This is a genomic window from Virgisporangium ochraceum, assembly GCF_016863655.1.
Classification (GTDB): domain Bacteria; phylum Actinomycetota; class Actinomycetes; order Mycobacteriales; family Micromonosporaceae; genus Virgisporangium; species Virgisporangium ochraceum.
In genome coordinates this window covers 1-12,245 of sequence record NZ_BOPH01000001.1, presented here as the reverse complement: position 1 = coordinate 12,245, position 12,245 = coordinate 1, and the positions used below count along the sequence as shown (strand labels likewise).

Sequence of the window (12,245 nt, the reverse complement as noted above, 5' to 3'; positions counted from 1 at the left end):
CCCATGGGGGCAGGATAGTCAGCGCAGCGCGGAGCCGCGCTCGGCCAGCGCCTCGGCCAGGACACGAACGGCTTTCGGGCCGACGCCGTGCAGGGCGAGCAGCTCGTCGGCGCTGCGGGTGGCGACCAGGTCCAGTGTGGACAGTCCGGCGCCGAGCAGCGCCCGGGTGGCCGGTCGTCCGATCGCCGCCGGCAGGTCACTACCGGCGGGCGCGGTGCCCGCGTCGGCGTCGGCGAGGGCGGCCGCGAGCCGTTGCGGCGCGCCGTGGAACCAGGCCCGCCGCACCAGCCAGTTGAGCTGCTGGCCGTCGACGTCGGCCAGGGGCACCCGGGCCGAGCCGGCGAGCCGCTCGGCGGTGGGGTGGGCGGCGACGGTCGCCGCCGCGTCGGCGTCGGACAGCCGGACCTCGACCCATCCGTCGCCGGTCACCGACGCGAACGTCTTTCCCCGTACGGAGAACGAGCCGGTGCTCTCCTCGACCTCGGGCAGGCCGAGGGCGGCCTTCCGTAACTGCGCGACGGTCGTCATGACTCGGGAGACTAGGGCAGGATCGGACCCGTGAACCAACCCATCCGTGCGGCGGTCGTCGGTTACGGCCTGGCCGGCCAGGTGTTCCACGCGCCGCTGATCTCGGCCGACCCGGCCTACGAGCTGAGCGCGGTCGTCACCGCCGACCCGGAGCGGTCCGCGTCGGCGGCCGCGCGGTACCCGTCCACCCGGATCGTGCCGAGCGTCGACGCGCTCCTCGCCGACGCCTCCAGCTACGACCTCGTGGTGGTCGGGTCGCCCACGCCGACCCACGTGTCGGTGGCCGAGCGCACCCTCGACGCCGGGCTGCCGACCGTCGTCGACAAGCCGATGGCGGTGCGGGTCGCCGACGCCGAGCGGCTGATCGAGCTCGCCGCTCGGGCCGACGTGCCGTTGACGGTCTTCCAGAACCGGCGCTGGGACGGCGACTTCCTCACCGTGCGGAAGCTGCTCCGGGAGGGCGCGCTCGGCGAGGTGTGGCGGTTCGAGTCGCGGTTCGAGTGGCACAGCACGCGGGCCCGTCCACAGTGGAAGAGCGGAACGCCGGGTACCGAGGGCGGCGGCGTCGCCTACGACATCGGCGCGCACCTCATCGACCAGGCGGTGCGGTTGTTCGGACCGGTCACCGACTTCTACGGCGAACTCGACGCGCGCCGGCCCGGTGCGGTCAACGACGACGACAGCTTCGTCGCGCTCACCCACGAGTCGGGGGTGCGGTCGCACCTGTCCATGTGCAGCCTGGTCGCGCAGCGCGGGTTCCGGTTCCGGGTCCTCGGGTCGGAGGCCGCCTACACGGTGTGGGGCCTCGACGGGCAGGAGGCGCAGCTGAAGTCCGGGATGTCGCCGCTCGACGCGGAGTACGGCGTCGCGCCTCCCGGGGCACACGGGAAACTGGGCCGCGACGGCGCGCTGACGACGGTCCCCACGGAACGCGGTGCCTACGGCGACTTCTACGCGCGCCTCGCGGTGGCGTTGACCGGCAACGGGCCGTTGCCGGTCAACCCCGTCGACGTCCTGGAACCGCTGCGGATCCTGGAGACGCTCCAGCGCAAGGTGCCGCCGGACACATGACGCGCGGGCACGCGGCCGATCGACCAGACTGGGGCCGGACCCGCACCCGTTCTGCGAAGGTGAGTCGATGGTCGGCGTACTGCGTTCCTGGACCGTGTACACGCCTCTGGTGGCCGTGCTGCTGCTCGGCGCGGTGTGGGGGCGCAAGCCCGGAACCGCGCTGACGGTTCTGGTCGCGCTCGTGCTCGCCGCCGCGATCCTGGCGGCGGTGCACCACGCCGAGGTGGTCGCGCACCGGGTCGGTGAGCCGTTCGGCTCGCTCGTGCTGGCGGTCGCGGTCACGGTGATCGAGGTCGCGCTGATCGTCACGCTGATGGTGTCGGGCGGACCGGAGACGTCCTCGCTGGCGCGCGACACCGTGTTCGCCGCGGTGATGATCACGGCGAACGGAATCGTCGGTCTCTGCCTACTCGTCGGCGCGGTGAAGCACGGGCTCGCGGTCTTCAATGCCGAGGGGACCGGCGCGGCGCTGGCCACGGTGGCGACGCTGGCCGCGCTGAGCCTGGTGTTCCCGACGTTCACCACGAGCCTGCCGGGCCCGGAGTTCTCCGGGTCACAGCTCACGTTCGCCGCGATCGCCTCGCTGCTGCTGTACGGGATGTTCGTGGTGACGCAGACCGTGCGGCACCGCGACTTCTTCCTCCCCGTGGAGAACGAGGAGTCCACAAAGGACGCGTCCGGCGAGGAGCACGCGGCACCGCCGTCGAACCGGGAGGCGTGGGGCAGCCTCGGCCTGCTCCTGCTCGCCCTCGTGGGAGTGGTGGGGCTGGCGAAGGTGGAGTCGCCGGCGATCGAGGCCGGCGTGGAGGCGGCCGGCTTCCCGCACTCGTTCGTCGGCGTCGTGATCGCCCTGCTGGTGCTGCTGCCGGAGACGGTGGCCGCGGTGCGGGCCGCGCTGCGCAACAAGATTCAGATCAGCCTCAACCTCGCGCTCGGCTCGGCGATGGCGAGCATCGGCCTCACCATCCCCACGATCGCGATCGCGACGATCTGGCTCGACGGGCCGCTGCTCCTCGGCCTCGACCCGACCCAGATCGTGCTGCTCGCGTTGACGGTCGTGGTGGGTGTGCTCACCGTGGTGCCCGGCCGCGCGACCCGCCTCCAGGGTGCGGTGCACCTGGTGCTGCTGGCCGCGTTCCTGTTCCTGGCGGTGAACCCCTAGGGCTCGATGAGCCCGGCGCGGATCGCGTACCGGGCCAGTTCGAGCCGGTCCTTCAGGCCGAGCTTGGCGAGCAGGTTCGCCCGGTGCCGCTCCACGGTCTTGACGCTGATGAACAGCAGGTCGGCGATCTGCCGCGACGAGTGGCCCTCGGCCACCAGCTTGAGGATCTCCTCCTCGCGGTCGGTGATCGCCCGGGCCGGGATCGCGTCGCCGGCCGCGGCGCGCTGCAGGTAGTTGCGGATGAGCGCGGTTACCGCGCCCGGGTACAGGAACGGCTCGTCGCGCATCGCCGCCCGGCACGCCTCCACCAGGTCGCGGTCGGCGACCGACTTCAGCACGTACCCCGACGCTCCGACCCGCAGCGACTCGAAGAAGAACTGTTCGTTGTCGTACATGGTCAGGATGAGGATGCGCAGGTCGGGCTGCTGGCGCGACAGCTCGCGAGCGGCCTGCAGGCCGGTCATCCGGGGCATCGCGATGTCGAGGATGGCGAGGTCCGGCCGGGTGGCGCGGGCCAGCTCGATGGCCTCCAGGCCGTCGGCCGCCTCGCCGACCACCGTGAGGTCGGGCTCGTTGTCGAGGATCAGCCGCACGCCGCGGCGCACCAGCGCGTGGTCGTCGGCGAGGAGGATCCGGGTCTCAGTCACGTTTGCCCGCCGGATCCGGTACGCGCAGGCGCACCTCGGTTCCCGTGCCCGAATGTGGACCGACGGCGAGGTCGGCGCCGATCAGCAGGGCCCGCTCGCGCATCCCGCGGATCCCGGCGCCCTCGGGGGCCCGGCCCAGCCCGCGGCCGTCGTCGCGGATGCGCAGCTCCACACCCTGGCCGTGGCGGTGCAGGCTCAGGTCGACGTGGCCGGCGCGCGCGTGGCGGGCGGTGTTGGTGAGGCTCTCCTGCGCGACCCGGTACAGCACCAGCTCCACCTCGCGGCTCAGCTCGGGCAGGTCGGTGCCGAACCGGCCGCGGACCGCCAGGCCGCTGGCGGTGAACTCGGTGACCAGCGCCCGCAGCGCACTGGTGAGCCCGAGCTCCTCGAGCACGCCGGGCCGCAGGCGGCGGGCGATGCGCCGGATCTCGTCGAGGCTGTTGCGGGTGGTCTCCTGCACCTGGCGGATCTCCTCGCGCACCGGCGACGGCGCGTGGTCGGCGACCCGCTTGAGCTCCAGCAGCACCGCGGTGAGCGTCTGGCCGATCTCGTCGTGCAGCTCCTGCGCGATGCGGTGCCGCTCCCCCTCCTGCGCCGACAACGCGCGGGCGGCGCTCGTGGCCCGTTCGGCCTCCAGCCGGTCCAACATGGTGTTGAACGTGGTGATCAGGTCCCGGACCTGACGGCCGTGACCCGTCGCCGGCAGGCGGTTCCCGGGCCGCAGGAGGTCGGTGGTCGCCATGGTGCGGGTGAGGCGGGCGAGCGGGCCGAGGCCGATGCGCAGCAGCGCCGCGTTCGCGGCCAGCATGGCCGCCAACCCGACACCGAGGATCAGCGCCTCCCGGATCACCACCGGCGTCGACACGGTGACCGGCCCCAGGAGCAACGCAACGGTGGCGATGACGAGCACCGCCGCGTTGAGCAGGAAGATGCGCCAGAACAAGGAACCTCTCATGGCCTCCTCATTGCTCAGTACGATGCCCGTCATCACGGTCCACTGTGCCCCGTGCCGGCGCGGACGGCATCGGTGTCGACACCCATTCTCGACGGTCCGGAATTGGGTGCCGGCCCGGATGGTCGACGGGCACCGGTCCGGGGAGGGTGGTAGGCCACCGGGACGCAAGGAGGCCAACGTGATCATCGAGCGGGTCGCACTACCCGGGATCGGCGTCAGCCACACCGCCACGACGGGCCGCCGGCAGCGCGTCGGCGTGATCTCACACCTGACCGGCCGCCGCGACCTGGTCGTCTACGACCCCGACGACCCGGAGCGGGCCGCGTACGCGATCGTGCTCGACGCCGTCGAGGCCGACCACCTGGCCGGCCTGCTCGCCACGGCCGTCACCGTCGACGTGAACCCTCAAGGCGGCCGGCCGCCCGCCGATGTGGAGGGCCGGACACCCGCCACCCCATGAGGAGTTCCGTTGAGCGAGTTCCTCGTGCGTCGGGACCCTCTCGTCGTGGTCGCGGCCGTCGCGGCGGCGGCGGAGATCGGGTGGACCGCGGCGAACCTGGCCGGCCCGGTCGGTCCCGCCTGGCTCGGTTCGGCCCCGCTGTTCGTCGCCGGTTCGCTGGCCGTCGTCGCGGCGTTCCGGGCCTGGCGGTCGCCGGGGGCCGCAGCGGTCGCGCGCCGGTTCTGGCGGCTGATGACCGTGTCGTTCGCGCTGACCCTGCTGGCGACGCTCAGCGAGCTGCCGCAGTACCTCGACGGCCCGGTGACCGTGCCGGGACCGCTGGCGCTGACCGGCCTGGGCGTGTCGACGGTTCTGACGCTGGTGGCCCTGTACCGGCTCCCGCTCGGCGTCCACAGCACGGGGGAGCGGTTCCGGCTCCTCCTCGACGCCGCCACCGTGACGATCGCCACCGTCGTGTTCGCCTGGTACCTGTCCTTCGGCCGCGGCCAGTCGGCGCTGTCGGCGCAGATGGTGGTCGCGAGCGTCGTGTTCTGCGCCACCCACGCGGTGATGGTGTTCGGCCTGGTGCGGGTGCTGCTGTCGGAGTCGCGCGACGTTCCACCCGCCGCCGTGCGGGTCTTCGCCGCCGGCCTCGCCGCGTCGACCCTGAGCATCCTGGCGACCCCGCTGCTGGCCGGGCACGAGCCGGTCGGCGCCGAGCCGGCGGGTAGGCCCGTCGCGTACGGCCTGTTCGTCGTCGCGGCCGTGCTGCAACGGCGCGCTGTCGCCGGTCCCCCCGACACCAACCGCGCCCGACGACGGCCTTTCAGCGTCGCGCCCTACATCGCGGTGGCGAGCGTCGACGCGTTGCTGCTCGCGACGATCGCCGGCGACGGCATGCGGGTGGTGGTCGCGGCCGCGGCGGTGACGCTGACCGGGCTGGTGATCGTGCGGCAGCTCGTGGCGTTCCGCGACAACGCCCGGCTGCTCGGCGAGCTGGCCAGGCAGGAGCGGCGGTTCCGGTCGCTCGTGCAGAACGCCGCCGACGCGATCATGATCCTGGACGAGCAGGGCAGGGCGGCGTACGCCAGCCCCGGTATCGAGACGCTGACCGGTCTGCCGGCGACGCACTGGCTGGGCCGGCAGGCGTTCACCGTGCACCCGGACGACCTCGCCGACGTGGTGGGGAAGTTCGCGACGGTCGGCGCCGCGCCGGGCCGGACGGTGCACTACGAGTCGCGGATCGCCAACGGCGCGGGGGAGTGGCAGTGGGTGCGCGTCACGCTCACCAACCGCCTCGACGACCCGGCCGTGGGCGGCATCGTCGCGAACGTCAGCGACGTCGACGAGGCCCGCGCGTTCCAGGACCAGCTGGCCCATCAGGCCACGCACGACCCGCTGACCGATCTGGCCAACCGGTCGTTGCTGCTCGACCGGCTCTCCCGCAGTGCCGGGCCGGTCAGCCTCGCCCTGGTCGACCTCGACGACTTCAAGTCGGTCAACGACACCATGGGCCACCCGGCGGGTGACGCGCTGCTCGTCACCGTCGCGACCCGGCTGCGCGACTGCGTACGGGCGACGGACCTGGTGGCCCGCCTCGGCGGCGACGAGTTCGCGATCCTGTTCCACGGCGACGCGGCGGTGGCGGAGCGGGCCCTGGCGGCGCTGTCGCGGCCGATGCTGATCGAGGGGCGGGAGCTGGTCGTCCGGGCCAGCGTCGGCGTCGCCACGGCGGCACCCGGAGACGACGCCGACACCGTGATGCGGGCCGCGGACCTCGCCCTGTACCGGGCGAAGGCCGCCGGCAAGGGCTGCGTGGCGCACTACGAGCCCGGAATGACCCCCGCGCCCGGCGCGCACGGGTTGTACCGGGCGCTGACCCGGGGGCAGCTCGTGCTGCACTACCGGCCGGTCGTGGGCGTTCCCGACTCCGGGATCGTCGGCATGCGGGCGCTTCTGCGCTGGAACCATCCCTCCGAGGGCCCGGTGCCGGCCGTCCCGCTGGCCGAGGAGACCGGGCTGATCGTCCCCATTGGACGGTGGATGCTGCTGGAGGCGTGCCGCGAGGCCGCCGGCTGGCCGGGCGCGACGCCGCCGCGGGTCGGTGTCACCGTGTCGCCCCGGCAGCTGCGCGACGCCGACCTCGTGGCCGACGTGCGCGACGCGCTGGTCGCCACCGGTCTTCCACCGCACCGGCTGACCGTCGGCATCGTCGGGACCGACGTGCTCGACACCGACCCGGCCCGCGCCGCGGTGCGCGAGCTGCACCGGATGGGCGTCCGGATCGCGCTGGACGATGCCGGCCGCTCGACCCTGGACCTGCTCACCGACCTGCCCGTCGACGAGCTGACGCTGGACCGGTCGGTGCTCGCCGACCCGGGCCGCCGCCCGCTCGCCACGGCCGTGACCGGCGTCGCCCGGGCGTTGGGGATCGCGGTGGTGACCGACGGCTCCACGCCGGCCACGCCGGAGCTGGCCGTGGCCGCTCTCGTGGCCGACTCGGGGGCTACCTGATCCTGGACCGCGCCGACTTGAACGCCTCGATCGCGAGCTTGCGCGACGTGGTGTCGCCGACCCCGGCGAGCGTGACCTTGATGTAGATGGTGCCGGCGGGCACCTCGACGCCGAGCGACCGGTCGCCGCGGCCCGGGTCCCACGCGGCGCGCAGGCCGTCGATCGTGAAGTTTTCGCTGCCGCGCTCGGGGTTCAGCTTCGCTCCGGAGAAGAAGCCGACCCGCACGGTCTCGGTCGCCTTGGAGAACTGGTAGTGGCAGTGGGTCCCGTCGTCGACCCGTTCCGAGACGGTGTACGTCTTGCTCGTCGCGGCAGACACGGCCGCCGACACCTCGGCGTCGGTGAGGAACCGGCACGTCGACTGGGCGGCCCGGGCGGCCTCCTCCGCGTCACGCACCGACTGCGACGGCCCGAGGCACAGCACCACGTCGATGCTCTTGTCCGACCGGTCGACCGGGTCGGACGAGGTCCAGTTCCACTGGTAGGTGTCGACGAGACCCTCGACGCCGTCGCAGGGTCCGCTGGTGCCCTCGGGCACGGCGGTGAGCCGCTTGATGACCTGGAACTTCGCCGACGCGTCACGGCAGTCGATCAGCAACGCCCTGTCGCCGTCGACGTTGACGCAGTCACCGTCGCGCACCACGTTGATCGACCTGCTGCCGTCGACGCCCTTCACCCCGAGGCACACGACCGTGGCGTTCGTGCTGAACAGCGTCGAGGCGCCGGGTACCCCGCGGCACGGCCGGAGCGTGTCGTGGTCGACCACCCCGACGACGAGGTGCGTGTACGCCGGGTCGGTGCAGTCGACCTGCCTGTAGGGGAACCGGCCGTCCTTGTCGGGCGCCACGCAGGTGCCGGTCTCGAACGTCTCCGACGCCTGCGTGAAGACCTGCAGGCTGGACCCGGCCACCCCGATGCACAGCACCATCAGGATCACGAGCGCGATGGCGATGCCGGCGCTGAGGTCGCGCCGGTTGCGGGGTGCCGGTGCGGCCTCGGTGGCCGCGTTCAGCTGGGCGTCGGGGTCGGCCGGGTCGGTGGTCAGCTCGATCGTGCTGAGCTGCACGGAGTGGGCGCCGATCTTCGGAATCGACGCGGTCGGCGGGTCCTCCCCCGGCTGCGGATCCACCGGGACCGGGTGAGGCTCCGACGAGGCCGGGTAAGCGGCCGACGAGGCCGGGTACGGCGAGCCCGGGTCGGGCGAGTCGGGGTACGACGGCATCGGGTACGGCGGTGGCGGGTCGGCGACGTCGCCGTCGGCCGAGTACATCGAGGCCGGGAACGGGGGCGGCAGGTCGGTACCGTTCCCCGCACCGCTACCGGCGCCGTTCCCCGCTGTGGTGCCCGGGATGGTGCCCGGGATGGTGCCCGGGGTGGTGCCGGCCTCGGCCGGGTGCCTCGGCGCCGGGAGTCCGTCGTCGCCCGCTGTCCGGGGCTGCGGGACGACCGGTCGCGGCACCAGCGGCTGCTCCGCGGTGGGCTCGTCTCCGAACGGCTCATCCTGCAGGTAGGACGGGGTGCGGGAAGCCGCCGGTTGCTGGTCGTCGCCCCCGTACCACGCTCCGTTGCCCGACATGTCCCTCCGTCTCCTCGCGCGAGTCCGGTACGAGTCTGCCATCGTGGCGAGTCGTTGGCCCGCTGCCCCCGACGGCACCCGCCGTGACCAGGTCAGATACCCGGATCGGCCAGGCCGGCGGCGTAGGCGTAGATCGCTGCCTGGGTACGGTCACGCAGCCCGAGCTTGGTCAGTATCCGACCGACGTGCGTCTTCACGGTCTGCTCCGCGATCACCAAGCGGGCGGCGATCTCGGCGTTCGACAGCCCGCCGGCGACGAGCGTGAGGATCTCCGTCTCGCGGGCGGTCAGCACGTCGGGCCGCACCGGCGGCGGAGCGGGCCGCAACCGGGCGAACTCCGCGATCAACCGCCGGGTGACCGTGGGCGCCAGCATCGCCTCACCCGCCGCGACCACCCGGACGGCGTCGGCCAGCACCCGCGCCGAGGCGGTCTTGAGCAGGAAGCCGCTGGCACCGGCCCGCAGCGCGGCGTACACGTACTCGTCGAGGTCGAAGGTCGTGAGAATCACCACCTTCGGCGCGGCGTCCATGGCCGTGATCCGCCGGGTCGCCTCCAGCCCGTCGACCACCGGCATGCGCACGTCCATGAGCACGACGTCGGGTCGCAGCCGCTCGACCCGGGCGATCGCCTCCCGCCCGTCGCCGGCCTCGCCGACCACCTCGATGCCGTCCTGCGCGCCGAGCAGTACCGAGAATCCTTCCCGCACCATCGCCTGGTCGTCGGCGATCACCACCCGGATCGGCACGCCGTCACCCCCAGCCGCGCGGCGTGGGGAGCACCGCCGTGACGCCGAACCCGCCGTCGACCAGCGGCCCCACGGACAGCTCGCCACCGAGCATCGCCACCCGCTCCCGCATGCCGACGAGTCCGTGCCCGGTGCCGTTCGTCGCCGGCCCGACCGTCGACGGCGCGCTGTTCACGACGCACAGGGTCAGCGCGCCGCTGCCGTACCCGACCTCGACCCGCACGCTCGCGTCGGGCGCGTGCCGCACCGTGTTGCTCAGGGCCTCCTGCACGATCCGGTACCCGGACAGCTCCACGCCCGGGTCGAGGGGACGCGCGTACCCGGTCACCGCGAGCTCGGCCGGAACCCCTGCGGACCGGACCGACGCGACCAGGCCGGCCAGATCGGCAAGGGATGGCTGCGGGGCCTCCGCCGGACCCGCGCCGGGCGTATCCGCGGGGTCGCGCAGCAGCCCGAGGACGCGCCGCAGCTCGGTCATCGCCTCGACCGCGCCGGCCCGGATGGTGGCGAAGCCGCGGACGAGTTCAGGCGGCGGGTCGGCCACCCGGTACGGCGCCGCCTCGGCCTGGATGGCGATCAACGACATGTGATGCGCGACGACGTCGTGCAGCTCGCGGGCGATGCGGGCGCGCTCCTCCAGCACCGACCGGTGCAGCCGCTCGGCGTGGCTCACGCGCTCCTGGTCGGCCAGGCGGCGCAGCGCCTCGCGGCGTTCCCGCAGCGCTCCGGCGGCCACCAGCACCACGGCCGACAGCGTGGTCATCTCGACCAGGTCGGGCGACGCGTTCATGCCGGGCATGCGCTGCACCAGGACGGCGCCGGCGAGCAGCGTCACGAGCCAGAGCACGGGCAGCACCCGCGACCGCACCGACAACCCGACGACCGCCAGCACGCCGAGGTGTGCCAGCAGGCTGGGCTCGGCCCACACCGGCCCGGGTCCGCCCGCCCGGACGGTCTCGCTGACGAGCACCCCGACCGGCAGCGACACCCAGAACGCGGCCATCGGCCGCATCGGCGCGAGCGCCAGCGGCAGGCCCTGCGCCAATCCGAGCGCGACCGGCACCAGCACCGCCGACCCGGGCGAGGCCTCGGCGACCCGCCCGGCCGTGACCACCCCGATCACGACCGCCACCACACCCACGCCCACGCCCATCACGACGCGCGGCCACCAGCCCCCGGCCCACACCCGACCGCCGCCGGCCGGGCCGAGGTCGCGGACCAGCCCGCCCAGCCAGCCGGCCGCTCGCCGGAACCTCACCGCCATCAGCCCCTCTCCAATAACCCGCCGCAGAGCGAGCAGAACCCCACCCGCCCGCTCACGGTATGGCGCCACCCCACCAGCCCGCGTCACCCCGCGGAAGCCACCCCCCGTACCCCTCAGGTATGACGGAACGGTCATGACCGATCTGGGCACCCGCTTCGTCCGCTGGACGTGGTGCCGCGCCGTCCTGCACCGCGGCTGGTGGCTGGTCACCAGCGTCTACCTCGTGGTCGACGCGCGGTTGTCGGCGTCCCAGCTCGTGTTGATCGGGGTCGCGCAGGGCATCGTCGCGCTGGTGTGCGAGGTGCCGGCGGGTGTCGTCGCCGACGCGCTCAGCCGGAAGTGGTCGCTGGTCGTCTCGCACCTGCTGATGGGGACCGCGATGCTGGCGACCGGCCTGGTCACGACGTTCGGTCCGCTGCTCCTCACGCAGATGCTCTGGGGACTCTCGTGGACGTTCGCCAGCGGCGCCGACGTCGCCTGGATCAGCGACGAGCTCGACGACCCCGACCGCGTCCCCACGGTGCTCCTCCGCGCCGAGCGCGCCCAACTCACCGGAACCGTCGTCGGCCTGCTCGGCATCGGCGCCCTCGCCTGGCTCACCCGGCGCGACACCGCGATCGTGCTCGCCGGTGCCGCGATGCTGCTGCTCGGCGGCTACGTCGCGACAGCCTTCCGCGAGACCCGTTTCGTGGCGCGCCGGAAGAGGATCCTGGCCCGCGGGATCTCTCTGGTGCGCGGCAGCCGCGTGCTGCTGGTGATTCTCGCCGCCACGTTCGTGGTGAACGGACTGGCCGGCAGCGTCGGCCGGCTGTACCAGCTCCGGCTGGTCGACGTCGGGTTGTCCGTCGATCCGGTGCTCTGGTTCACCGGGCTCGGCGTCGTGACGTCGCTGGCCGGCGCCGCCGCGCTGCGGCTGGTGCAGCCGCACATCGAGGGCGCACACACCGCCCGCCGCGGTTACGCCGTCGCGTGTCTGGTCGCGGGCGTCGGCGTCGGGTGGCTCGCGGTCGCGCCGGAGGAGGTCGGTGGCAGCGCCGCGATCGTCCTCGCGGCCGGCGCGTTTCCGCTGGCGCGCGGCTTCGGCGTCATCTGGGTCAATGCGCATACGCACGGCGCCGTGCGCGCGACGGTCCATTCGCTGTTCGCTCAAGCGGACTACGCGGGCGCCGTCGTGTGCGGCCTCGCATTGGCGGCGGTCTCTGATCTGTTCCTTTCTCTGGTGACCAGCGGAGCACTGCTCGTGGCGATGGGGCTGCTCGTCGCGGGTGGCACGTTTGGGGGACCAAAGGCCAGCGCGACCCGAATACATTGAGTGCACACCGGACGGACCGGTCACACACAAA

The 12,245-nt window shown here is 73.3% G+C and carries 11 protein-coding genes; 5 read left to right on the top strand and 6 right to left on the bottom strand.

Features of this window, described 5'->3' with window-relative positions; translation table 11 throughout:
* Positions 1 to 18 precede the first annotated feature (18 nt).
* Complete coding sequence (locus tag Voc01_RS52690) at positions 19 to 528, bottom strand: helix-hairpin-helix domain-containing protein (protein ID WP_239159813.1); 510 nt, start codon at positions 526 to 528, stop codon at positions 19 to 21.
* 30 nt (positions 529 to 558) lie between these two features.
* Between Voc01_RS52690 and Voc01_RS00050 the strand changes: the two genes are divergently transcribed.
* Both Voc01_RS00050 and Voc01_RS00045 read left to right on the top strand, forming a co-directional pair.
* A complete protein-coding gene (locus Voc01_RS00050; RefSeq protein ID WP_203925110.1) occupies positions 559 to 1,599 on the top strand; it encodes a Gfo/Idh/MocA family protein in 1,041 nt (346 codons plus the stop codon).
* Positions 1,600 to 1,666: 67 nt separating this feature from the next.
* Positions 1,667 to 2,761, top strand: coding sequence for a calcium:cation antiporter (locus tag Voc01_RS00045; RefSeq protein ID WP_203925109.1), 1,095 nt, complete (start codon positions 1,667 to 1,669; stop codon positions 2,759 to 2,761).
* Here the strand turns inward: Voc01_RS00045 and Voc01_RS00040 are convergent.
* On the bottom strand, positions 2,758 to 3,408 hold the full coding sequence (locus Voc01_RS00040) for a response regulator (RefSeq protein ID WP_239159812.1): 651 nt from the start codon (positions 3,406 to 3,408) through the stop codon (positions 2,758 to 2,760). The two genes, Voc01_RS00045 and Voc01_RS00040, sit on opposite strands and share 4 nt — an antisense overlap.
* Positions 3,401 to 4,363 carry a sensor histidine kinase gene (locus Voc01_RS00035; RefSeq protein WP_203925108.1) on the bottom strand — a complete coding sequence of 321 codons (963 nt, stop codon included), beginning with the start codon at positions 4,361 to 4,363 and terminating at the stop codon, positions 3,401 to 3,403. The genes Voc01_RS00040 and Voc01_RS00035 overlap by 8 nt, the downstream gene beginning before the upstream one ends.
* 178 nt (positions 4,364 to 4,541) lie before the next feature.
* Here Voc01_RS00035 and Voc01_RS00030 point away from each other — a divergent pair, with 178 nt between their 5' ends.
* Both Voc01_RS00030 and Voc01_RS00025 read left to right on the top strand, forming a co-directional pair.
* A complete protein-coding gene (locus Voc01_RS00030; protein ID WP_203925107.1) occupies positions 4,542 to 4,823 on the top strand; it encodes a cation:proton antiporter regulatory subunit in 282 nt (93 codons plus the stop codon).
* A 9-nt stretch (positions 4,824 to 4,832) separates the two neighbouring features.
* Positions 4,833 to 7,316: a putative bifunctional diguanylate cyclase/phosphodiesterase gene (locus Voc01_RS00025; protein ID WP_203925106.1), complete on the top strand. Its 2,484-nt coding sequence runs from the start codon at positions 4,833 to 4,835 to the stop codon at positions 7,314 to 7,316.
* Here Voc01_RS00025 and Voc01_RS00020 read toward each other — a convergent pair.
* The 3 genes from Voc01_RS00020 to Voc01_RS00010 all read right to left on the bottom strand — a co-directional run bounded on the left by Voc01_RS00020 (position 7,309) and on the right by Voc01_RS00010 (position 10,896).
* Positions 7,309 to 8,892, bottom strand: coding sequence for an LppU/SCO3897 family protein (locus tag Voc01_RS00020; protein WP_203925105.1), 1,584 nt, complete (start codon positions 8,890 to 8,892; stop codon positions 7,309 to 7,311). The genes Voc01_RS00025 and Voc01_RS00020 overlap by 8 nt on opposite strands.
* A gap of 92 nt (positions 8,893 to 8,984) precedes the next feature.
* Entirely contained in the window at positions 8,985 to 9,638 is a 654-nt protein-coding gene (locus Voc01_RS00015) for a response regulator (RefSeq protein WP_203925104.1), read from the bottom strand.
* 4 nt (positions 9,639 to 9,642) lie between these two features.
* Positions 9,643 to 10,896, bottom strand: coding sequence for a sensor histidine kinase (locus Voc01_RS00010; protein WP_203925103.1), 1,254 nt, complete (start codon positions 10,894 to 10,896; stop codon positions 9,643 to 9,645).
* Positions 10,897 to 11,035: 139 nt separating this feature from the next.
* Between Voc01_RS00010 and Voc01_RS00005 the strand changes: the two genes are divergently transcribed.
* A complete protein-coding gene (locus Voc01_RS00005; RefSeq protein ID WP_203925102.1) occupies positions 11,036 to 12,214 on the top strand; it encodes an MFS transporter in 1,179 nt (392 codons plus the stop codon).
* Positions 12,215 to 12,245: the final 31 nt, after the last annotated feature.

What these genes read in the sequence shown, in the direction of transcription:
- Voc01_RS00045 (WP_203925109.1), top strand. Translation starts at nt 1,667, where the DNA reads ATGGTCGGCGTACTGCGTTCCTGGACCGTGTACACGCCTCTGGTGGCC.
- Voc01_RS00020 (WP_203925105.1), bottom strand. Translation starts at nt 8,892, where the DNA reads ATGTCGGGCAACGGAGCGTGGTACGGGGGCGACGACCAGCAACCGGCG.
- Voc01_RS00005 (WP_203925102.1), top strand. Translation starts at nt 11,036, where the DNA reads ATGACCGATCTGGGCACCCGCTTCGTCCGCTGGACGTGGTGCCGCGCC.
- Voc01_RS52690 (WP_239159813.1), bottom strand. Translation starts at nt 528, where the DNA reads ATGACGACCGTCGCGCAGTTACGGAAGGCCGCCCTCGGCCTGCCCGAG.
- Voc01_RS00035 (WP_203925108.1), bottom strand. Translation starts at nt 4,363, where the DNA reads ATGAGAGGTTCCTTGTTCTGGCGCATCTTCCTGCTCAACGCGGCGGTG.